A 21,723-nucleotide genomic window follows, 5' to 3' on the forward strand; every position below is an offset into this window, starting at 1 on the left:
GCCGGTGCGGCCGCCGATCGGTGTGGGGCGGCTCAGCCCGTGGGCGTACCCGCACAGTGGCCCTGCAGCCAGGACTCGGCGGGCTCCAGTGCCTTGTGGACCTGCACCGCCTCGGCCGGCTGCAGGGTGTCCCCGGCACGGTCGAGGATGCCGCGGACGTCGTCGAACGCCGGCTGGACCGCAGCGGGGAGCCGACCGCGCACCCGGGCCGCGGAGTCCCGGGCGCGGTCCAGGGCGTCGTCGTCCCGGTCCTCGTCCTCGGCCTGATCGGTGAGGGGCAGCAGCTCCAGGGCGCTGAAGGCCTCGGCGACGTCGAAGCAGGAGCTGGTGTCCGCGGGTGTGCTCGACGCGCTCGCGCCGGACGGTGAGGGGGTCACGGGAGACAGCTCGATCGCGGCGCTGCGGTTCTGCGGCACACCGCAACCGGTGAGCACGGAGGACAGCGCGGCGAGAACGGCACCCGCGCACACCACGCGCATTCGTCGTTCCATGACCGGCCCCTTCCCCGCTGCCCGATGTCCGCTGCGCCGGACACGAACGGCGCCCGGTGCGGTGCCCTCCGCTCTCGCACGCGAGCGTGCAGGGGGCCTCCGCGATCCCGTGTGTGCTCTCCACGGTAGGACGGCAACCTCGGTGCAGGCTGGGGGCCCGGTGCGTGGTGGCGTCGTGCGCCCCGGAGGGTGGCGCGGGAGGGCGGGCAGCGCGCGAGGGCGGACGGCGCACACGTGCGGGATCGGCCGCGTCACGGGCCGCACGGTGGAACGCCGATGACCGTGGTGCGGTGCCGGGTGCGGGCCGGCGCCGCGCCCGCGACAGGCGGGATCGGCGGGGTCCCCCGGACATGAGAAGAACCCCCGCGTGTAGAAGCCACGCGAGGGTTCAGTGGCTCCGACCGGCGTCGATCCGGTGACCTTACGATTTTCAGTCGTACGCTCTACCAACTGAGCTACAGAGCCAGGCACATGCGAGAGGAAACCTCTCGGTGATATGCCGCGACGGCGCGAAAAGTTGCCTTTTCATCGCCGCCTGAGCGACCCTGACGGGACTTGAACCCGCGACCTCCGCCGTGACAGGGCGGCGCGCTAACCAACTGCGCTACAGGGCCTTGGTTGTTTCCAACGAGTGGATATCCTACCAGGTCCAACGCTTCGCTGTGCAAATCGAGCGCCTGGCGGACTTCCCCGTGGAAACCGTACCCCCAACGGGATTCGAACCCGTGCCGCCGCCGTGAAAGGGCGGTGTCCTAGGCCGCTAGACGATGGGGGCCAGAACCTCGTCCGGGCGTCACCCGGGCAACATCGGACGATGGACCTCAGATAGCTTAGAGGGAAACCGGTTCATTGCACAAACGCCCATGATATGGGGGGCACGCCACGGCGTAGCCAGGACGGCCTGCACCCGGATCGTCCGGATACGTGTCAGACGGCCACGTCCGGGCGGTCCGAGAGCCGCGGATCCTCGAAGCGCGGGACGATCACGGCCGGCCCGGCGCAGTTGTGCAGCACTCCCTGGGACGTGGAGCCCAGGAGCATTCCCGCGAAGCCTCCGCGCCCGCGGGTTCCCGTGACCACCAGCTGGTTCTGCGCGGAGCGCGCCACGAGGGCCTCGATGGGTGAGCCGTCCACGAGTTCCCCGGTGATCTCCAGGCCCGGGAAGTGCCCGCGCAGCCAGTCCACGCACGCGTCGAGTGCTGCGCGGACCTCGCCCCGGAGGTCGTCGAAGTCCACCGGCGAGGGCAGCCACACGGACGACCCCGCCTCCGAGGGCGCCGCGCACACCACCGTCAGCGGCACCCCGAGCTGCTCGGCCTCGTCCGCGGCCCACAGCATGGCGGAGCTCGCGTGCCCGGAACCGTCCGAGCCCACGGTCACGCCGGACACGAACGCGCTCCGGCGGCCCACGTCCTCGCCCACCCGGTAGTCGGTGCCCCACTGCAGGGGGATGATCCCCACGGGACAGTGCGAGTGGGCGGGCACGGCGGTGGACACCGAGCCCAGCAGCCGTCCGATGAACCCGCCGCGGCCGCGGGAGCCCAGCACCAGCAGCTGGGCGTCCCGGCTGAGTTCCACGAGCACCCCGGAGGGATCCCCGGCCTCCACCGTGGCGCGGACCGCCACGTCCAGCTCGGCCACCCGGCGCTTCGCGTCCGCCACGAGGTCCGCCACGGCCCGGTTCATGGCGGCGTCGTCGAACGCGGCGTAGCCCACGTCGAAGGTGGACCCGCCGATCATGGGCACCGTGTAGGCGGTGACCACGTGCAGGGGTGCACCGCGGCGGCGTGCTTCCCGGGCGGCCCAGTGCAGGGCGCCCAGACTCTGCTCGGAGCCGTCCACTCCCACGACGATCTCGGCCTCGCGTGCGTTCATGCTGATCCCTCCTGGACCACGGGTTCCTGCTCCCAGCCTAGCCACGCGGTGTCCCGCACGGCGGGGACGGTGAGATGATGGAGCGGTCCGGTTCGAGGATCTCGACGCCGCGGCGCACGTGGGGCCCGCATCGCACGGCCTCGGACGCGCAACGCGACCCGCGGCACCCACGGGCGGGTGCCCGCGCGAACCGCAACAGGATCCAGGGGAGTGCCCGGACCCCGGAACGGAGACAGGCCGTGAGCACATGCGGAGCAGCCGAGCAGCCCATGACGGCGCAGATCAGGGCGGGCACGTGGCGGTCCTGGGGCGGCAACCTCACGGCGGAGCCCGCGATCACCGTGCGCCCCACGGACTCCGACCAGGTGCTGCGCGTCCTGGCGGACGCAGCGGCCGCCGGGTGGCGGGTGCGTCCCGCCGGATCCGGCCGCAGCTGCGCACCCCTGGTGCCCACGGACGACGTCCTGCTGGACACCTCCGCGCTGAAGGGACTGGTGTCCGTGGACGAGGACCACCAGCGGGTCACGGTGTTCGCCGGGACCACGCTGCAGGAGCTGAACCTGGTCCTGGAGCAGCACGGCCTGGCGCTGGCCAACCTCCCCGACTCCTCACACATGAGCGTGGGCGGGGCGCTCGCCACGGGCACCCACGGCACGGGCCTGGGCCAGCCCTCGCTGGGCGGTCAGGTGATCGGGCTGAGCCTCGCGACCCCCGAGGGCGAGCTGATCTCCTGCTCCGAGACCCACCGCCCCGAGCTGCTCGACGCCGCCCGGGTCAACCTGGGCGTGCTGGGCGTGGTGGTCTCCGTGACGTTCCAGTGCGTCAACGCGTTCCGGCTGCACTGCGCCGAGTTCCGCGAGCCGATCGGATCCCTGCTGGACACCATGCAGGAGCGGATGTCCGCCGCGGACCACTTCGAGTTCTCGTGGATGCCAGGCACCACCATGGCCCACACCCGCATCCTGAGCCGGTTGCACCGCCTCCCGGACACCTACACGCGCCCCGCCTCGCTCATCTCCCGGGCGCTGCGACGCACGGACGACGCCGTCCTGCGCACGTCCCTGACCGCCGGGCTGGGCCGCGTGGGGAACCTGATCCCGCGTGCGGTGAGCCGGCTCAACCGGATCGAGTCCCTCGCGGAGAGCTCCCGGCGCTACACGGACGTGTCCTACCGCGTGTTCACGGTGGCCCGCCCGGTGCGCTACGTGGCCGCCGAGTACGCCCTACCGCTGGAGGCCACCGCCTCCGCGGTGCGCGAACTGCGCACCCTGGTGGACGCGCACGTGTACGACCTCGCGTTCCCCATGACCGTGCGCTGCTCCCCGCCGGACCAGGGGCACCTCTCCCCCGCGGGAGGCCGGTACACGGGGTGGATCAACCTGCGCCAGTACGGCCGGCGACCCAGCCAGACCTTCCTCACCGCCGCCGAGCAGATCCTTGTGGACCACGGCGGCCGCCCCCACTGGGGCACACTGCACACCCGCACCGCCGAGGAACTCGCGCCCCTCTACACACAGTGGAACGAGTTCCTCACTCTGCGCGCCGCCATGGACCCCCAGGGCACCCTGCTCAACCCCCACCTCCGGAGGCTGCTGGGACTCTAATGCCCGCTCGTTCCGCCCCTGCGCGGAGCCTGCACTGCTCAGAGCAGACCGTCGGCTTCGAGGAGGGGACGGACGCCTTCCCCGAACCAGTAGGCCTCTTCGAGGCACGGATATCCAGAGAGCACGAACTCGTCGATGCCCGCGGCAACATACTCCGCCATGAGGTCGGCCACCTCCCGGTGGGACCCCACCATGGCCGTCCCCGCTCCACCACGCAGTAGGCCCACTCCTGCCCACAGGCCGGGGTGGACCTGCAACTTGGTCGCGGAACCACCGTGCAGATCCAGCATCCGGCGCTGCCCCTCGGACTCGGAACGGCGCAGCGCTTCCTGCTGCTCCTGGATCATCCGTTCGTCCACGCCCGCGAGCATGCCCTCGGCCACCGCCCATGCCTGAGCCGACGTCTCCCGCGAAATGGTGTGCAGACGGATGCCAAAGCGCACGCCGCGTCCGCGTGCCCTGGCGAGTTCACGGATCCGGTCGATCTTCTCCTTTGCCTGTTGCGGTGGTTCGCCCCACGTGAGGAAGACATCCGCGTGCTCCGCAGCCACGGTGGCCGCAGCTGCGGAGGAACCCCCGAAGTACACCTGCGGACGGGGCGCAGGCGGGAAGTCCAGCCTGGCCTGCTCCACGGCGAGGTGCTCACCTCGGTAGTCGAAGGGTGGCTCGTGATCCCACAGACGGGACACGATGTCCAGGAACTCTCCGGTCCGTGCGTAGCGACCGTCTTTGTCCAAGAAGTCCCCGAAGGCGCGCTGCTCGGTGGACTCCCCGCCGGCCACCACGTTGACGTTGAGCCGTCCCCCCGTGAGGTCCTGGTACGTGGCCGCCATCTGGGCCGCCAGGGTGGGGGACATGGCTCCGGGACGCAACGCCACGAGGAACTTGAGTCTTTCCGTGTGCTGCGAGATGGCGGCCGTGGTCAACCAGGCATCCTGGCACCACAGGCCCGTGGGCGAGAGCACGGATTCGAAACCGTTGTATTCCGCCGCCTGCGCCACCTGCACCAAATAGGGCAGACGCGGTCCACGCAGGGTCTCCGTGGCCTGAATGCTCGCCCCGTGGCCTCCGCCCACAATGCCGCGGGAATCCGACGCGGTGGGGAGGAACCAGTGGAGGGAAATCGGGGCCATGGGAAACGCTCCTGTCGTAACTGTTCGGTCCAGGCCACGCTACGACTGACGGAGCTGAGGCTCACGCGTCACGTCACTCAAGGACACACAACCGATCCCACCCCGCGCCTGGGCAAGCGTCGGCCCAAGGGCGTGCAGGGGAGGGGAGGACGACCCGATGGGCGCTACTGCTGGACAGCTCCGCGGGAGACCGAGATCATCTCGTCCCGCTCCACCACCTTGACGCGCTCGCGGGGGTTGCCCTCGGCGTCGTGGGAGGACTGCCCCAGGTTCTGCTCGTACTCATCCAGGGCGAGCCAGCCGTCCCACGTGGTGTACTGCACGCCCTTGTCCTCGAGCAGCTCGATCACGGCCTGGGGATCCGGCTGGTCCGGGTCCGCGAGCGCGGCACGGTCCTCGACCAGGTGGTTCACCGTCTCCAGGGCGTCGGACTTGGTGGCTCCGATCAGGCCCACGGGCCCGCGCTTGATCCACCCGGTGGCGTACACCCCGGGGACGGGAGCGCCGTCGGCGTCCACCACGCGGCCCTCCCGGTTGAGGATCACACCGCGCTCCGGGTCGAAGGGCAGCTCGGGAAGCGGCGATCCCAGGTAGCCGATCGCGTGGTAGACGGCCTGCACGGGGTACTCGGTGTACTCGCCCGTGCCCGTGACGGAGGCGTCCCCGTTGAGGCGCGTGCGCTCCATGCGGATTGCACGGACCCTGCCGTTCTCGTCCCCGAGGATCTCGTCCGGGGTCTGCAGGAAGTGCAGGTGCAGCCGGCGGGAGGAGGTCTTGGGGGAGTCGTCCTCGCGCCATTTCTGCAGCGTCTTCATCATGACCTTGGTCTGGTTGTTCTCGGCCATGGCCTTCTCGGAGGCCTCGTCGAACTGGAAGTCCTCGTCGTAGACCACGATGTCCACGTCACGGGACTTGGCGAGCTCACGCAGTTCGAGCGGCGTGAACTTGATCTGAGCGGGACCGCGGCGGCCGAAGATGTGCACGTCCGTGACCGGTGATTCCCGCAGCCCCTGGTACACGTTGCCCGGGATCTCGGTCACGAGCATGTCGTCGGCGTGCTTGGACAGCACCCGCGCCACGTCCAGGGCCACGTTGCCGTTGCCGATCACCGCGATCTCCTTGGCGGTGAGCGGCCACGTGCGGGGGTAGTCCGGGTGGCCGTCGTACCAGGCCACGAAGCGGGCGGCACCGTAGGAGCCGTCCAGGTCCACGCCGGGGATGTCCAGGGGGGCGTCGTTGACCGCGCCCGTGGCGAAGATGACGGCGTCGTAGTGGGTGAGGAACTCCCCCAGCGTGATGTCCCTGCCGTACTCCACGTTGCCGAAGAACCGGATGTCGCCGCGGCCCAGGATGGAGCGCAGCGCGGTGATGATGCCCTTGATGCGCGGGTGGTCCGGGGCCACGCCGTAGCGGATCAGTCCGAACGGGGTGGGGTAGCGGTCGAACAGGTCCACGCTGACCTCGAGCTCACCCTCACGGACCGCATCGGTCTTGGTGAGCATGTCCGCGGCGTAGATGCCGGCCGGCCCGGCACCGATCACGGCCACGCGCATCGGACGCCGGGAGTTGGGGGTTGTCACGGTGGTGATTCCTTTCGACGCGCACGCGGATCTCGCGTGCTTGCGGGTCCGGGATCAACGGTAGTGACCTCGGGTCAGTCTTGCCTAACCACGGGTGGACGCCGGGGACGGCCGCGTTCCCCGCGGTGCCGGGGCCGCCGGGCCGGGGACGACGGCCACGCGGTCGCCGCGGCGCGCTGGCCCCGCGCGGGCGGGAGGCGGCGTCGGCGTAGTATTTCTACACAATCACCCCACCTGTTCCGCGCCGTCCCCGCGCGCACCCACCCGTGAGGATCTCCATGTCGTCATCCACCCCGCCCGCCACCCGCAGCGAGCCCCGAGGCGGGCTGGACCGCTTCTTCGCCATCACCCGGCGCGGCTCCACGGTGGGGCGCGAGATCCGCGGCGGCGTGGCCACGTTCATCGCCATGAGCTACATCGTGGTGCTGAACCCGCTGGTGCTGGGCTACGGCCCGGACGGCGCGGGCAACATCCTGGGCGGCGAGCGCGTGGCCGCCATGACGGCCCTGGTGGCCGGTGTGCTGACCATCCTCATGGGCGTGTGGGCCAAGTCCCCCTTCGGTGTGGCCACGGGGCTGGGCGTGAACGCGTTCCTGGCCGTGACCATCGCCACGACCCCTGGGCTCACATGGCCCGAGGTCATGGGCCTGGTGATCTGGGCCGGTGTGATCATGGTGGTCCTGGTTCTCACCGGGTTCCGCACCGCCGTGTTCAACGCCGTGCCGGACTCGCTGAAGACGGCCATCGTGGTGGGGATCGGGCTGTTCATCGCGCTCATCGGGTTTGTGAACGCGGGGTTCGTGCGCCGGATGCCGGACGCCGCCCACACCACCGTTCCCGTGCAGCTGGGCGCCGGTGGCGAGCTGTTCGGCTGGCCCACCCTCACGTTCGTGGTGGGGCTGCTGCTGACCGTCGCGTTCATGGTGCGCAACGTCAGGGGCGGGATCCTGATCGCGGTGGTGCTCACCACCGTCCTGGCGCACGTCCTGGAGGCGGTGGCGCCCGCGGGCTCCTCGGTGGAGAACTCCCACGGCTGGTCCCTGGTGGTCCCCACCACCCCCTCGGGTCTCTTCGCCGTCCCGGACCTGTCCCTGCTGGGCTCCGCCGCTCCCGTCGACGCGTTCAGGCAACTCGGTGTGATCGCGTGCGCGCTGCTGATCTTCACCATCCTGCTGTCCATCTTCTTCGACGCCATGGGCACCATGGTGGGGCTCTCCCAGCAGGCCGGACTGGTGCACGAGGACGGCCGGATCGAGAACGTGGACCGGGTGCTGCTCGTGGACGCCCTGGGTGCGGTGGCCGGCGGCGTGGGCTCCACGTCCTCCAACCAGATCTTCGTGGAGTCCTCCACGGGCATTGCCGACGGCGCCCGCACCGGCCTGGCCAACGTGGTCACCGGCGTGTTGTTCCTGGCCGCCATGTTCCTCACCCCGCTGGTCAACGTGGTGCCCTTCGAGGCCGTGGCTCCCGCCATGGTGGTGGTGGGCTTCCTCATGGCCAAGAACGTGGTGAACATCGACTGGGAGGACTGGGGCGTCTCCATCCCCGCGTTCCTCACCTTCGCGGTCATGCCGTTCACGTACTCGATCGCCAACGGCATCGGCGCCGGGTTCGTCTCCTACGTGTTCATCCGCCTGGTGCAGGGCCGCGCCAGGGACGTGCACCCGCTCATGTACGTGGTGGCGCTGGCCTTCGTGGCCTTTTTCGGGATCGGCGTGATCGAGGGCTGGGCGGGCTGACCCACCGCTCCTGACGACGCCGCTCGCCGCCTCCCCCGGGTCCGTTCCGTGAGGCGCGGGCGGCGTTCTTCGCGCGGTTCAGTGTGCTGATTGCTTCCGAGCAGCGGCCCGGTTCCACCACCCCTCGCGTCAGACCGGGTTCCTGTCCTGCGGGGCCGCAGCCTCCCCCGCCGGTGCCCCTGCGTCCGGACCCTCGGGAATCGGGTCCGCGGGCTTGTCGTGCCACGGGGCGGTGTCCGCCGCGAGCTCCCGGCACCACGCGGTGTCCTTGTACTGGGCCGGCAGGGAGCCGCCGAGCAGCTCGCGGGCCAGCGCGGCGGCGTCGGCGGAACCGGCCACGGGAAGCGGTGCGTGGGACGCGGCGAGCACCACGTTGCCGTAGCGGCGGCCCTTGAGCATCGCGGCGTCCGCGACCGCGGCAACGTGCTCGAAGACCTCCAGCAGCGCCGCGATCTCCGCGCGGGTGCCCTTGAGGTTGCGGGTGTCCCCCACGTTCAGCAGGTACAGCCCGCTCGGGGCGAGCACCCGGTCCACGTGCCGCGCGAACTCCAGTGTGCGCAGGTGGCCCGGGGTCTGCTCCCTGGCGAAGACGTCCCGGATCACCACGTCCCGCGAGGCCTGCGTGAGCGACTCCGTGACCGCGCGCGCCTCCCCCGGGCGGATCCGCAGTAGCGGCGCGCGGGGCAGGTCCAGCCACTCGCGCACCAGGGTGGCCAGGGCGGCGTCGAGCTCCACGACCACCTGGCGCGCCTGCGGGTAGCGCCACGCGAGGTAGCGGGCCATGGTGCACGCGCCGCCGCCCAGGTGCAGCACGCGCAGCGCGGTGGGGTCCAGGTGCGAGGAGACGTGCTCCTCCAGCACCGTGGAGAACCAGCGCATGTACTCGAACTCCAGCTGGTCCGGGCGGTCCGGCACGATGTGCGAGGACGGCACCCCGTTCACCCGCAGCACCCACGCGCCCGGCACGTAGCTGTCCTGCTGCAGCTCCACGGTGCCGGTGTCCGTGACCCAGGTGCGCTCCACGAGCCCCGGCGCGTCCGACGACGCCGCCCGCGAGGGTTCCGCGGCCTGCTTCCGGTTCTTTTTCTGGCCCTTCCTGCTCACGGAGCGCAGGGAGGGGTCACTGCTGGCCGCCCGCGGACGGCTCGTTGCGCGCGGCGGTGTCCCGGTCGGCCGCCTGTCCACCGCGCTGCCCTGCGGCGTCGTCGGACGCGCCGGACGTGATGCCGCGGCGCTCCTGCGAACGGCCGAGCTCGTGGTGGGACAGCGCGGACTCCAGACGCTCGAGCTTCCCGGTCAGCTCACCGGTGTGACCCGGGCGGATGTCCGCCTTGAGCACCAGGGACACGCGCGGACCGTACTCGGCCACCGCGGCGGTGGCCTCCTTGACCACGGCCATGCACTCGTCCCACTCACCCTCGATGGTGGTGAACATGGAATCGGTGCGGTTGGGCAGCCCGGACTCGCGCACCACGTGAACGGCGGCGGCCACGGCGTCGTGGACGGAGGCATCGGGATTGTCCCCACCGCTGGGGGAGACTGAGAAGGCGACCAGCATGTGACCAGTGTGGCACCGATCCCCGGTGTGCGTTACCCCTCATCCCCGACCGTGCGGGGAGTCCATAGACTTGGAGGCGCCACCGGTCGACCACGCAAGGGAGCACGTTCCATGACGCAGGGCATCTACATCTCCGCCATGACACCGCTGAGCGGCAAGACGCTGGTGGCCCTGGGGCTCACGGACACCATGTTCAAGCGCACGGACGCCCTGGGCTTCTTCCGCCCGGTGTTCGACGGCGCCACCCCCGAGGACGATTCCGTCCTGCAGCTCATGAAGCGCACCTTCGACCTCCCGGACTCCCGGTGCCGGGGTGCGGTGTCCCTGGAGCGCACCCGCGAGATCCTGGCCTCCGGTGAGCACGACGAGCTCGACTCCGCGGCCATGGCCGTGTACTCGGAGATGGCGCGGGAGTGCGACGTGATCCTGGTGGACGGCACGGATCTGGTGGCCCACAACGCGGTCACCGCGGAGTTCGACCTCAACGCCCGGCTGGCCAACAACATGGGCTGCTCCGTGGCCGCCGTGATCAGCGCCCACGACACCGGGCAGGTCAAGGACGTGCTGAACGCCATCGACGTGACCCGCACGGAGCTGCGCCAGGCCGGCTGCGACATCTACGCCGTGATCGTGAACCGTGCGGACCCGGAGCAGGTGGCGCAGATCCGGCGGGAGGCCAAGCCCGGCAACCACAACCTCCCCGCCTACGTGATCCCGGAGATCCCCGCAATCTCCAACCCCACCGTGGCCGAGCTGGTGGACGCCCAGGACTACGGCACGGACTTCAACTCCAGCTCCCTGGACCGCGACATCAAGGCCGTGAAGGTGGCCGCGATGACCGCGGGGAACTTCCTGGACCAGATCGCGGACGGGGACCTGGTGATCACCCCCGGGGACCGGACGGACGTGGTCTCGGCGACCCTGGCGTCGTCGTTGGCGCCCACGCTGCCGGCGCCCGCGGGCATGCTGCTGACCGGGGGTTTCCGGCCCGCCGGCGCGGTGGGTTCACTGCTGGGCGCGGCCCCGTTCCCCGTGCTGATCACCGGGAAGGACACCTTCTCCACCGCGCAGGCCGTGGCCGGAACGCGCGGCACCCTGGCGGGCGCGCACTCCCGCAAGATCGCCGCGGCGCGCGGCGCGTGGGCCGAGTACGTGGACAGCGAGGAGCTCTCCGGCCGCCTCACCCTGCCGCGGCCCGTCAAGCGCACACCGCTGCGCTTTCTTCACGAGCTCGTGGAGACCGCGCGCGGGGACCGCAAGCACATCGTGCTGCCCGAGGGGGACGACCCCCGCATCCTGCGCGCCGCCGAGCTCATCCACCGCCGCAACTTCTGCGACCTCACCGTGCTGGGCGAGCGCGAGGCCGTGCGTGCGCTCGCCCAGGCAGAGGGCATCGACCTCGACTTCGACGCCGACGGCCTGCACCTCGTGGACTTCCAGCACGACGACGCCCTGCGCGAGAAGTACGCGGACGAGTACGTCCGGCTGCGCGCCCACAAGAACGTGAGCAGGGGCCAGGCGCTGGAGCGCATGATGGACGGCTCATACTTCGGCACCATGATGGTGCAGCTGGGGGACGTGGACGGCATGGTCTCCGGCGCCGCACACACCACCGCGAACACCATCCGGCCCGCACTGGAGTTCGTGAAGACCCGCGAGGGCGTGAACATCGTCTCCTCAGTGTTCTTCATGCTGCTCGCGGACCGCGTGCTGGTCTACGGCGACTGCGCCGTGAACCCCAACCCGGACGAGCAGCAGCTCGCGGACATCGCCCTGGCCTCCGCGCAGACCGCCCGGGACTTCGGCGTGGACCCGCGCGTGGCCATGCTGTCCTACTCCACCGGCGGTTCCGGCTCCGGGGCGGACGTCGAGCGGGTGCGCGCCGCCACCGAGCTCGTGCGCTCCGCGGATCCGGACTTCGAGGTGGAGGGACCCATCCAGTACGACGCCGCCGTGGACGCCTCGATCGCCAAGTCCAAGCTCCCGGGTTCCCACGTGGCGGGACAGGCCACCGTGTTCGTGTTCCCGGACCTGAATACCGGCAACAACACCTACAAGGCCGTGCAGCAGTCCGCGGGCGCGGTGGCCGTGGGTCCCGTGCTGCAGGGGCTGCGCAAGCCCGTGAACGACCTTTCCCGCGGCTGCACCGTGGACGACATCGTGAACACCGTGGCCATCACGGCCATTCAGGCGCAGACGCTCTGAGCCCCCTGGTCGGGACGGGAGCGGGCAGGGACCGCGAGTAGCGGGACATGGCCGCGAGCGCCGTCGCCGTCCACCCGCCCCGCCCGCCCGCATCGAACCGGCTCCTCCACAACCCGCGGCCATCGCGCCGCTGAAGGGACACCACCATGCTCGTCCTCGTCGTGAACTGCGGCTCCTCCTCCATCAAGTACCAGGTGCGGGAGGTCACCCCGGAGGGTTCCGAGCCCAGCACGTACACCTCCTCCATGCCCGCGATCGACGAGAACGTGCCCCTGGCCACGGCCACGGCGGGAATGGCCGGCGGCGAAGTGGTCACCAAGGGGCTGATCGAGAACATCGGCACCTCGAACGTCGCGGACCACACCCAGGCCCTCGAGATCCTGGCCCGGCGCCTGGACGAGGAGCTCGGCGGGCGCACCATCGACGCCGCCGGGCACCGCGTGGTGCACGGCGGCGAGCGGTTCTCCGCCCCCGTGCTGGTGAACAACGAGATCATCCGGGCCATCGAGCGCCTCGCCCCGCTGGCACCGCTGCACAACCCCGCCCACGCGCTGGGGCTGCGGGCCATCCAGAAGACCTATCCGGGGATGCCCCAGGTGTGCGTGTTCGACACCGCCTTCCACCGCACGATGCCCGAGAAGGCCTGGCGCTACGCCGTCCCCGAGCAGTGGTACGAGCTACACGGGATGCGCCGCTACGGGTTCCACGGCACCTCGCACGACTTCGTGACCGGCAGGGCCTGCGAGTTCCTGGGCATCCCGCGGGAGCAGTTCAACGCCGTGGTGGCCCACCTGGGCAACGGTGCCTCGGCCACCGCCATCCGCGAGGGCCGCTCCTACGACACCTCCATGGGCTACACCCCCCTGGCCGGACTGGTCATGGGCACCCGCAGCGGGGACCTGGACCCCTCCGTGGTCACCGCCATGCTGGAGCGCAACCCCGGGATGAGCGCCCAGGACATGAACCGGATCCTCAACAACGAGTCCGGGCTGCAGGGCATCTGCGGGGACTCGGACATGCGCGCCGTGCAGCAGCGTGCGGACTCCGGCGACGAGCGCGCCCGGCTGGCCCTGGACATGGCCGCCTACCGCCTGGCCAAGTACATCGGCGGGTACCACGTGGCGGTGGGCGGCGCGCAGGCACTCGTCTTCACCGCGGGCATCGGGGAGAACTCCCCCGCCTTCCGGGCCAGGGTGTGCGATCAGCTGGGCGCGCTCGGCATCACCCTGGACCCCGAGCGCAACGCGCACCCGGAGGGGGACGTGGCGCGCATCAGCACCGCGGACTCGGCCATCGAGGTGCTCGTGGTGGGCACGGACGAGGAGCGCGCCATCGCGGAAGCCACCGCGGCACTGGTGTGGGAGCGCGTGAAGAACTGACGCCCGCCCGCGCGGCGGTGCGCCCGGTCAGCGGGACCTGGTGACCGGCTCCTGCGCGGACCACGGGAACACGATCCACTCGTCCGTGGACTTCCAGGAGAAGTCGGGGCGCACCTCGGAGCGGGGCTTCTCGTAGATCACCGCGGAGCGGCACTCGGCGCCGTAGCCGCGCAGCAGCTCGAGGACGAGGGACAGGGTGCGCCCGGAGTCCACGACGTCGTCCACCACCAGGACCTTCTTGTCGCTGATGGACTCGGTGTCCAGCATGGGGGCCAGCAGCACGGGGTCCGGCAGGGTCTCGTGGACGTCCGTGTAGAACTCGACGTTCACGGCGTCGGAGAGCTTCACGCCCATGGCGTAGGAGAGCGAACCGGCGGGCAGCAGGCCCCCGCGGGCCACCGCGATGATGATGTCGGGAACGAATTCCGAGTCCACGATCTGCTGGGCGAGTTCCCGGGTGGCGGTCCCGAACCCTTCCCAGGTGAGGATTTCCTTGTTGTCCAGTTCGGTGGAGTCCGCGTGAAAGGCCATTCCCGTAGATTAGTCGCTTTTGCCGACCCTCAGGTGAACCCATGGCTCGTCCGTGACCGGACGCCGGCGCCCACCGTTCCGGGCCCACAGGCACCCGGCCCCGCCTACACTTTCTGACGTCCCCTGCGTTCCGCCCCGATCGAGGATCCCCATGTCCAGCAGCGCATCACCCGTCCTGTCCCACGAGCGAGACCTGCGCCCCGAGGACGAACGGCTGGGCGCCGGGCGCACGGTGGTCTACGCGGTCCAGCACATCCTGACCATGTACGGCGGGCTCATCGCGGTGCCCCTGGTGGTCTCCAGTGCCGCGGGGTACGACGCCGCCACCACCGCCCTGCTCGTGGCGGCCGCCCTGTTCGTGGGCGGTTTCGCAACGTTCCTGCAGGCGTGGGGGCTGCCGCGGATCGGATCGCAGCTGCCGCTGGTGCAGGGGGTGTCCTTCACGGGTATCGCCACGATGCTCTCGGTGCTGGCCACCGGCGGCGGGATCCAGTCTGTGATGGGCTCCATCATGGTGGCCTCCGTTTTCGGGTTCCTGGTGGCCCCGTTCTTCGCCCGGGTGCTGCGGTTCTTCCCGCCCGTGGTCACGGGATCCATCATCACGACCATCGGCATCACCCTGGTGCCCGTGGCGGCGTCGTGGTCCATGGGCGGGGACGAGAAGGCACCCGGTTACGGTTCGCTGGGCAACATCGCCCTGGCCGCGGTCACCCTGCTCGCGGTGCTGCTGCTGTCCAAGTTCGGCGGCGCGGTGCTGTCCCGGCTGGCCATCCTGGTGGCCATCGTCTTCGGCACCGTGGTGGCATGGGCCACCGGGGCGGCGGACTTCTCCCACGTGGGTGACGGCCCATGGGTGGCGCTGCCCTCCCCGTTCCACTTCGGCGCACCCACGTTCCACCTGGCGGCAATCGCGGCCATGGCGATCGTGATCCTGGTGAACATGGCGGAGACCACCGCGGACATCCTCGCGCTGTCCGAGGTCACGGGCTCGCGGATCGACTCCGCACGCATCGCGGACGGACTGCGCGCGGACATGCTCTCCTCCGCCGTGGCCCCGGTGTTCAACTCCTTCACCCAGACCGCGTTCGTGCAGAACGTGGGCCTCGTGGCCATCACCAAGGTCAAGAGCCGCTACGTGGTGGCCCTGGGCGGGGTGTTCATGGTGCTGCTGGGCATGCTGCCCGTGCTGGGCCGGGTGATCGCCGCCATCCCGCTGCCCGTGATGGGCGGCGCCGGATTCGTGCTGTTCGGAACGGTGATGTCCTCGGGCATCCGCACCCTGGCACGGGTGGACTACCGCGGGGGCATGAACCTGATCATCGTGGCGGTGTCCCTGTCCTTCGGGATGGTCCCGATCGTGGCGCCGGACTTCTACGCGGCGTTCCCCTCCTGGGTGGGCATCATCTTCTCCTCCGGGATCTCCTCCGCCGCCGTGGCCGCGCTGGTGATGAACTTCTTCTTCAACGAGCTCAGCGCCCACAAGCGCTCCACGGAGGCCATGGGCATGGGCACCGTGGGGCTGCGCGTGCTCTCCCCGCGGGAGGCCGGGGCCCTGCAGGACGGCGACCAGTTCGTGGACGGCCGGCTGCTGGACGCCCAGGGGCGGGAGATCCCGTTCGCGTCCTCCCAGGAGCAGTACGAGTCCGTGCGGGAACGGATCAACGCGGGCGAACTGACCTCACTGGACGAGATCCGGCGGGCGATCGTCGAGTAGCATGTGAAACGGCTCACTTGATTCACTTTCGCACACGCGGGTGGCGCCTCGCGGAACGGTGCTTCGGGCACCCGCCCCGCGGTGCGCACACCCCGAGGCATTGGCCCCACGGGGCGGGGGTGTCGGTGGGCCGTGCTGAGGGGTCCCCTCCAGCGCCTCCTCGTGACACCCGGAGTCCTCGTGAACACCTCCCTGTTCCCTCGCACCGCACTGCATGCGGCCACGGGGCTGGGCCTCGCCCTGCTTCTCGGCGTGGGCGGCGTGCTGGGCACGGCCACGCCGGCCGATGCGTACGATCCGGGTCTGCTGCGCGGTGGCATCGGCGCCCACTACCGTTCCAGTCCCGCGGTCCAGAGATCCGTGGGCGACCCCGTGGCCCCTCAGGACTGCCGCCACCCCGGGGTGCATGCGTGCAGCGCTTCCAGCGCGGGGTCATCACGGCCGAACCCGGGGTGGGCAGCTTCGTGGTGCGCGGCGGCATGCACGGCTACTGGGCCGGGCACGTGAAGCAGACGGGCTTCCCGGTGAGCAACGAAGCGGTGGACGTCAGCGGCGTCGGCGTGCAGCGCTTCCGCAACGAGACCCTGGTGTGGAGTGCCGCGACGGGCACCCACCCGGTGCGCGGCGCCATTCGGGGTGCCTACGTCGCTGCGGGCGGTCCCGCCAACGTCGGCGCTCCCAGCGGCCCCGAGTACACGGTCACGGGAGGGGCGGCGCAGGACTTCCTGATTCCCGCCACCGGGTCCCGCTACACGTTCACGTGGCACGCGGCCACGGGGAGGACGTTCATGGTCCGCGGCGGGATCCGCACCGGCTGGACTCTGAGCAAACGCATCGGGGCGGCGGTGAGCGCCGAGCGCGGTGGGCTGCTCCGCGGCGGCAGCTGGCAGAACTTCAGTGCGGGCCGGGCGTACTGGTCCCCGCAGACCGGGGGTCACACGATCCGCGGCGCCATCCTGGGTGCCTGGCAGCGCGAGGGCCACGAACGCGGTCTGGGCTATCCCGTGGCCGAGGAACGCTCCGTGACAGGTGGCGCGGAGCAGCGCTTCGAGCGGGGGATCATGCGGTACTCCGCGGCCACCCGCACGGTGACCACGGTCCGCGCGGCTCCTCCGGCCCCCGAACCGTCGGACACCACCGCCTTCGACGCCGAGGCCGCGCGGTTCGGGCTGGGCGCCCCCTCCGGCGGGAAGGTCTCCGTGGCCGGGACCTCTGCCAGGCGCTACGCCCACGGCACCGTGTACCACTCCGCGAGCCACGGCTACGTCCTGGCCACTGCGAACGTGGCGGCCGTGTGGGAGAGGTCCCCGGCCATGCACGGACTGCCCCGGGCGGCGGCGTGGACAGGTGGCGCCCTGAGCACCCGGTTCGAAAAGGACTCGCTGGTGCTCGACGGCGCGATGGGGAAGGTCGTGCGCAGTGACCTCGCGCTGGGCGCCGGGGACGCCCTGGTGATCGGCGACTCCCAGGTGGCGGACACCTCGTGGGTGGGCAAGGGGATCGCCGCGAACGGCTACCACCTCACGGCCTACCGCTCCGGCGGGATCGGCTACGTGGCCGACAACCAGGGCAACAGGTACGGCTCGTACGGCACGGGTGTGCTGGACAACCAGTGGGCGCTGCCCAGGGGCACCCCGGGCATGATCTTCGTGGGCGGCTCCGGCAACGACCGCGGGTCCTCCTCCGCCGTGATCACCAGCCGCTCCACCGCCGTGATCCGGGAGCTGCAGCGCCTGTACCCCACGTCCACCATCGTGATGACCGGCGTCATCTCGCGGTCCGACGTGCTCTACGCCGAACGGCAGCGCGTGGAGGAGGCGCTGCGCGTCACCGCCGAAACCACCGGCGCCCATTTCATCCCCCTGCGCGGCTGGATCGACACCTACAACGCGCGCGGCTACATGTACGACGCCTACCACTTCAACGAGGCCGGGCAGGTCCACATGGGCGCGATCTTCGCCCCCGAGCTCAAGCGGGCGCTCGCCCGCACCTCCTGACCGCGCGTCGCGAGGGCACGACGCCGCCCGGCACCCTCGGCCGCCCCGGTCGCCACAGCTCCGCCCGCCGGTGCCGCTGCTCCGCTGCAGATCTCGACCCCCGCATCTGCCACAACGGAGCAGGTGCACCGGGGATGGTGCCCCCGGGAGGGGCAGCCGCGGGTTCCCGTCAGCGCCGCACGCGGTGGTAGGCCGCCGCCACGTCCTGCGCGCGCGGCAGGGCGAGGTGGCCCGGGTGGCCGCGGTGGTGGGCCAGCGCGTCCAGGCCGTCACGGGCCACCCGGTCCAGCGCGGCGTCCACGAGCTCGGTGAGTGGTGTGCGGCCGTCCGCCGCGCGGTCGATCTCCTCCAGCAGCCGCGCCACGGCCTCCGTCTGGGAGGGATCCACGAGCTGGCTCAGGGCGGAGACGTCCACGTCCTCGCGGCCCAGCTGGATGGTCTCCAGCCCGCGGGCCCGCGCCGGCCTGTCCCGCCCGCCGCGCTCCGGCCCGCCCGGGTCACGACGCCCGCCGCGGTGGCTGTGCCCTCCGCCCGAATGGCGCCCGCCGCTGTGGTCGTCCCCTCCATCCAAATGGCGCCCACCTCCGTGGCCGCCCCCTCCGCCCGGGTCGCTCCCACCGGCGTGGTGCGTGGCCGTCGCCCGCTCCTCGGCGCGCGCCTCCGCCCGGGCCCCGCGGCCCCCGGAACGGGAGCGGGCGGCGTCGTACCCCGGGCTGCCGGCCACCGCGGGGGCCGACCCCGGGACGTGCGGGCGGATGCTCCCGAAGGTTTCCGCCGGGCGCATGTCCTCGCGGCGCGGGAACTGCCGCACCACCTGGGCGGCGCGGTCCGTGACGTCCAGGGCGCGGTAGGCATCCATGGCGATCACGAGGTCCGCGACGTCCAGGAACGCCCCGGAACCGCCCGTGACCAGGATCGAGGACACCCCACGCTCCGCGTAGAGGGCGCCCACCCGGTCCACGAACGGGGTGATGGGCTCGCGCTCGCCGGGGACCATGGCGCGCATCCGCTCGTCCCGGACCATGAGGTTGGTGGCGCACGTGTCCTCGTCCAGCAGCAGCACCCCGGTCCCGGCCTCGAACGCCTCCACCGTGGCCGCGGCCTGGGACGTGGAGCCGGACGCGTTGGACGTGCTGAAGTCGCGGGTGTCCGCGCCCGTGGGCAGGTTGGTGATGAACGGGGAGACGTCCGTGCGGGACACCGCCCGGCCGTCCTCCGCGCGCACGGACACCGCGCTCGGCAGGGTCACCACGTGCTCGCGCCCGTCTCCGGGAACGTGGCTGTACACCCCGCGTTCCAGCGCCTGCAGCAGCGTGGACTTGCCGTGGTAGCCGCCGCCCACGATCACCGTGACGCCCTCCGGGATGCCCATGCCGCTCACGGTGGAGCCGTCCTCGAGTTCGAGCTCCACGCGCAGGCTCGCAGGGGCCTCGAACGGGACGGCGCCGCGGGTGAGCGGCTCGTCCCGGTGACCGGAGGCGCGGGGCAGCACGGCGCCGTCGGCCACGAACGCCACGAGACCGCGCTGGGGCAGCTGCGCGCGCAGATGCTGGGCGTCCAGGTGGGCGGTGACGTGGGCCGCGAAGGCGCGGGCGTCCAGGTTCTCGTACCGCAGGGCGCACTCGACGACGCCCGGCAGCACCTCCGTGAGCAGCCGGTCCGCGGCGTGGCCCCTGATGCGCCGGCCCGCGGCGGGCAGGGCGATCTCGCAGCGCACCTCCACAGCGGCCTCCGACGACGCCGCACGGCCGACCCCGTGACGCCGGTCCCCCGTGACGACGTCCCCCGCCCCGTGCAGTCCGGACTCACGTGCCGGGGTCGGGCGCGCCACGTTCCCGGGGTCCGGGACGAGCACGGAGGAGCGCTCCAGGATCTCCTGCCCCGTGCGCTGGATGAAGATCCCGCCCGAGTCCTTGCCGCCGCGGGGGCCCAGCTCACGGGCGGCCCGGGCGAACTCCCGGGTGAGGAGGTCCCCGGCGGCCACGCGCCGGTCCTTGGTCGCCATCAGTTCCCGCGGGATCCCAGTGCGTTCCAGGGGGATCCGCACGCGCGCCAGCGAGGGCGGTGCGTACGGGTCCGACTGCACCCGGTCCAGGACAAGCTCTGCATCCCCGATCCGCCACGAGCCCTTGAGCTGCTTGTACGCGCCGTAGCTGCTGCCGTCCAGTCGGCGGAGGGTCTGGGAGAGGTCCGGGCGAGGTGTGCTCATGGGTCCATGGCATCACATGTGCAGGGCGGGTGGCACGGCGGGTGAACCGCGTGGAGGGTGCGGCCGGCCCTGGAAGGGGGGCGGGGCGCGGCGGCGCCTGGACCCGTGCCTGGCCGCCAGCGGGCAGTGATCGGGGCCATCGGGTCGGCTGCCCGGCGGGCAGGGGCCGGAACCCTCGGGGCGGCTGCCCGGCGGGCAGGGGCCGGAACCCTCGGGGCGGCTGCTCAGCGGACAGGAACCGGGGCCCTCGCGCCGTCGGGCCACGCACACGCCCGCCGGTTCAGGTCCCCCGGCGGCCCGACGCCTGCACCTGCCCCAGCACCACCGCCGCGCCGAAGCACAGCACGTAGGCGGCGGCCACGCCGCTCCACCCGGCGGTGAACGCGCCCGTGAGGTCCACCAGCTGGCCCACCACCACCGGGCCCAGCGCGAACCCCAGGTACATCCCGGTGGCCACCAGCCCGGAGGCCACACCGATCCGCTCCCGGGGCACCACGGCCACGATGCCCGAGTTGATCACCACGTTCGCCGCCAGCGGCAGCGCCGCGTGGAACGCGACCCCCAGCCACATGAGCCAGTGCTGCTGCGTGGTCTCCGCGAGCACCAGCAGCATGAGCCCCGCGATCCCGCCCAGGCTCATCACCTGGATCAGCGGCGCGGGCCTGCCCAGCCGCCCGGTGACACGGCCCCACCCGATCCGGCTCACGATCCCGATCACGCCCATCACCCCGAGCAGCAGCCCCGCCACGGTGATCGTGTACCCCATGGCGTGCACCGCGAACAGGGACGCGTACACGTTCACGCCCTGGGTGCCCACGGCATTGAGGAACGAGGTGATCGTGAACAGCCACACGGCCGCGGGCAGCCTGGTCTTCTCCGCCGGCGACGCCGCGGCGCCCTTTCCGGCCGATGCTCCCGCCGCCTCGGGGCGAACCCCGCCCGTGACCCCGGACGGGGCCGTGCGGGGCGGCGTCGTCGCGTCCCGGGCCTGCGCGCGGCGGCGCAGCCGCGTGATGACCAGCCACCCCACCAGCAGGGCGGGGACGCACAGTGCGGCGCCGAAGACCGCGGCCCCGCGCCAGCCGGACGCCGCGCCCACCACCGGGAACGTGAGCCCGGCGACCAGCAGACCCACCTGCACCCCGGACTGCTTCCACCCCATCCAGGCGGAGCGCTGGGCCAGCGGCACGCTCTGCGCCACGATCCGGTTGGTCACCGGGTTGGAGAAGGACTGCGCGAGACCCGCGATCAGCGCGGCGACCACCAGCGCGGTGTAGGACTGCCACGCGGCGCTGAGCAGGAACGCCGCCACGGTGCCGCCGAAGATCAGCACGAGCTGCACGCGGGTGTCCATGCGGTCCGCGAGCACCCCGAGCAGCGGCGCGGCCAGGCCCGCCATCACGAACACCGCCGTGATGATGAACCCGTACTGGCCCTCCGTGATCCCGTAGCTCGCCACGATCGTGGCGCTCAGCGCCCCCACCCCGTAGTTGAACACCGGGCCCGCCGCCATCGCGGCCATGAGGACCACCAGCAGGATGCCGGGGGCCCTGCGCGGGGACGCGGTCGTGGAGTGGGTCATAGCGGCTCACCCTAGCGGCGCGCCTGCCCCGCCACCCCTCGGAGACGTCCCACGACACTGCACCGGCGGCGCCTCCCACACCCCGACGGGTCCGGCCGGGGGGAGCGCCGCGGCGGTTCTTGACAC

14 protein-coding genes, 3 tRNA genes and 1 pseudogene are annotated in these 21,723 nt (G+C 71.6%); 6 read left to right on the forward strand and 12 right to left on the reverse strand.

Features of this window, described 5'->3' with window-relative positions; all coding sequences use genetic code 11:
- Positions 1–32: 32 nt before the first annotated feature.
- The 5 genes from C1C97_RS07160 to C1C97_RS07180 form a co-directional block, all read right to left on the reverse strand.
- A complete protein-coding gene (locus C1C97_RS07160) occupies positions 33–491 on the reverse strand; it encodes a hypothetical protein (RefSeq protein ID WP_147406058.1) in 459 nt (152 codons plus the stop codon).
- A 392-nt stretch (positions 492–883) separates the two neighbouring features.
- A tRNA-Phe gene (locus tag C1C97_RS07165) sits at positions 884–956 on the reverse strand.
- Between the two features lie 75 nt (positions 957–1,031).
- Positions 1,032–1,105, reverse strand: a tRNA-Asp gene (locus C1C97_RS07170).
- An 88-nt stretch (positions 1,106–1,193) separates the two neighbouring features.
- Positions 1,194–1,266: transfer RNA gene (locus C1C97_RS07175), tRNA-Glu, on the reverse strand.
- A 152-nt stretch (positions 1,267–1,418) separates the two neighbouring features.
- Entirely contained in the window at positions 1,419–2,366 is a 948-nt protein-coding gene (locus C1C97_RS07180; RefSeq protein ID WP_121030893.1) for a universal stress protein, read from the reverse strand.
- Between the two features lie 239 nt (positions 2,367–2,605).
- Between C1C97_RS07180 and C1C97_RS07185 the strand changes: the two genes are divergently transcribed.
- Positions 2,606–3,970 carry a D-arabinono-1,4-lactone oxidase gene (locus tag C1C97_RS07185; protein ID WP_233542800.1) on the forward strand — a complete coding sequence of 455 codons (1,365 nt, stop codon included), beginning with the start codon at positions 2,606–2,608 and terminating at the stop codon, positions 3,968–3,970.
- 38 nt (positions 3,971–4,008) lie between these two features.
- Here the strand turns inward: C1C97_RS07185 and C1C97_RS07190 are convergent, their stop codons facing one another.
- Together C1C97_RS07190 and C1C97_RS07195 are read right to left on the reverse strand one after the other, a co-directional pair.
- Positions 4,009–5,103, reverse strand: coding sequence for an LLM class flavin-dependent oxidoreductase (locus C1C97_RS07190; RefSeq protein WP_110920377.1), 1,095 nt, complete (start codon positions 5,101–5,103; stop codon positions 4,009–4,011).
- 164 nt (positions 5,104–5,267) lie between these two features.
- Positions 5,268–6,656 (reverse strand): FAD-dependent oxidoreductase, encoded by a 1,389-nt coding sequence (locus C1C97_RS07195; RefSeq protein ID WP_121031434.1) that lies wholly within the window; start codon positions 6,654–6,656, stop codon positions 5,268–5,270.
- Between the two features lie 305 nt (positions 6,657–6,961).
- On the opposite strand from C1C97_RS07195, the gene C1C97_RS07200 reads away from it, so the two are divergent.
- Positions 6,962–8,422, forward strand: a complete 1,461-nt coding sequence (locus tag C1C97_RS07200; RefSeq protein WP_199712212.1) for an NCS2 family permease — start codon at positions 6,962–6,964, stop codon at positions 8,420–8,422.
- A 129-nt stretch (positions 8,423–8,551) separates the two neighbouring features.
- On the opposite strand, the gene C1C97_RS07205 is transcribed toward C1C97_RS07200, so the two are convergent.
- Entirely contained in the window at positions 8,552–9,526 is a 975-nt protein-coding gene (locus C1C97_RS07205; protein ID WP_121030899.1) for a spermidine synthase, read from the reverse strand.
- Positions 9,527–9,671: 145 nt separating this feature from the next.
- A pseudogene (locus tag C1C97_RS07210) lies at positions 9,672–9,980 on the reverse strand (thiamine-binding protein); the annotation flags it as partial.
- A 111-nt stretch (positions 9,981–10,091) separates the two neighbouring features.
- Here C1C97_RS07210 and pta point away from each other — a divergent pair.
- Positions 10,092–12,185 (forward strand): phosphate acetyltransferase, encoded by a 2,094-nt coding sequence (gene pta, locus C1C97_RS07215; RefSeq protein WP_121030901.1) that lies wholly within the window; start codon positions 10,092–10,094, stop codon positions 12,183–12,185.
- A gap of 146 nt (positions 12,186–12,331) precedes the next feature.
- Positions 12,332–13,564, forward strand: coding sequence for an acetate/propionate family kinase (locus C1C97_RS07220; protein ID WP_121030903.1), 1,233 nt, complete (start codon positions 12,332–12,334; stop codon positions 13,562–13,564).
- A 27-nt stretch (positions 13,565–13,591) separates the two neighbouring features.
- Here the strand turns inward: C1C97_RS07220 and C1C97_RS07225 are convergent, their stop codons facing one another.
- Positions 13,592–14,095, reverse strand: coding sequence for a phosphoribosyltransferase (locus tag C1C97_RS07225; RefSeq protein ID WP_110920808.1), 504 nt, complete (start codon positions 14,093–14,095; stop codon positions 13,592–13,594).
- A gap of 151 nt (positions 14,096–14,246) precedes the next feature.
- Here C1C97_RS07225 and C1C97_RS07230 point away from each other — a divergent pair, with 151 nt between their 5' ends.
- Positions 14,247–15,809: a nucleobase:cation symporter-2 family protein gene (locus C1C97_RS07230; protein ID WP_121030905.1), complete on the forward strand. Its 1,563-nt coding sequence runs from the start codon at positions 14,247–14,249 to the stop codon at positions 15,807–15,809.
- Between the two features lie 410 nt (positions 15,810–16,219).
- The gene (locus C1C97_RS07235) at positions 16,220–17,806 is read left to right on the forward strand and encodes a GDSL-type esterase/lipase family protein (RefSeq protein WP_121030907.1); all 1,587 of its coding nucleotides are present in this window, start codon (positions 16,220–16,222) and stop codon (positions 17,804–17,806) included.
- A gap of 169 nt (positions 17,807–17,975) precedes the next feature.
- On the opposite strand, the gene C1C97_RS07240 is transcribed toward C1C97_RS07235, so the two are convergent.
- Positions 17,976–20,015 carry an ABC-ATPase domain-containing protein gene (locus tag C1C97_RS07240; protein ID WP_121030909.1) on the reverse strand — a complete coding sequence of 680 codons (2,040 nt, stop codon included), beginning with the start codon at positions 20,013–20,015 and terminating at the stop codon, positions 17,976–17,978.
- Positions 20,016–20,295: 280 nt separating this feature from the next.
- The gene (locus C1C97_RS07245) at positions 20,296–21,597 is read right to left on the reverse strand and encodes an MFS transporter (RefSeq protein ID WP_121030911.1); all 1,302 of its coding nucleotides are present in this window, start codon (positions 21,595–21,597) and stop codon (positions 20,296–20,298) included.
- Between the last annotated feature and the right edge of the window lie 126 nt (positions 21,598–21,723).

It is taken from the genome of Kocuria tytonis (assembly GCF_003226895.2).
Taxonomy (GTDB): Bacteria; Actinomycetota; Actinomycetes; order Actinomycetales; family Micrococcaceae; genus Kocuria; species Kocuria tytonis.

Excerpts from the sequence above, each read along its gene's own strand:
- C1C97_RS07160 (WP_147406058.1), bottom strand. The coding sequence starts at position 491 with ATGGAACGACGAATGCGCGTGGTGTGCGCGGGTGCCGTTCTCGCCGCG.
- pta (WP_121030901.1), top strand. The coding sequence starts at position 10,092 with ATGACGCAGGGCATCTACATCTCCGCCATGACACCGCTGAGCGGCAAG.
- C1C97_RS07245 (WP_121030911.1), bottom strand. The coding sequence starts at position 21,597 with ATGACCCACTCCACGACCGCGTCCCCGCGCAGGGCCCCCGGCATCCTG.
- C1C97_RS07240 (WP_121030909.1), bottom strand. The coding sequence starts at position 20,015 with ATGAGCACACCTCGCCCGGACCTCTCCCAGACCCTCCGCCGACTGGAC.
- C1C97_RS07230 (WP_121030905.1), top strand. The coding sequence starts at position 14,247 with ATGTCCAGCAGCGCATCACCCGTCCTGTCCCACGAGCGAGACCTGCGC.
- C1C97_RS07180 (WP_121030893.1), bottom strand. The coding sequence starts at position 2,366 with ATGAACGCACGCGAGGCCGAGATCGTCGTGGGAGTGGACGGCTCCGAG.
- C1C97_RS07195 (WP_121031434.1), bottom strand. The coding sequence starts at position 6,656 with ATGCGCGTGGCCGTGATCGGTGCCGGGCCGGCCGGCATCTACGCCGCG.
- C1C97_RS07225 (WP_110920808.1), bottom strand. The coding sequence starts at position 14,095 with ATGGCCTTTCACGCGGACTCCACCGAACTGGACAACAAGGAAATCCTC.
- C1C97_RS07220 (WP_121030903.1), top strand. The coding sequence starts at position 12,332 with ATGCTCGTCCTCGTCGTGAACTGCGGCTCCTCCTCCATCAAGTACCAG.
- C1C97_RS07190 (WP_110920377.1), bottom strand. The coding sequence starts at position 5,103 with ATGGCCCCGATTTCCCTCCACTGGTTCCTCCCCACCGCGTCGGATTCC.
- C1C97_RS07200 (WP_199712212.1), top strand. The coding sequence starts at position 6,962 with ATGTCGTCATCCACCCCGCCCGCCACCCGCAGCGAGCCCCGAGGCGGG.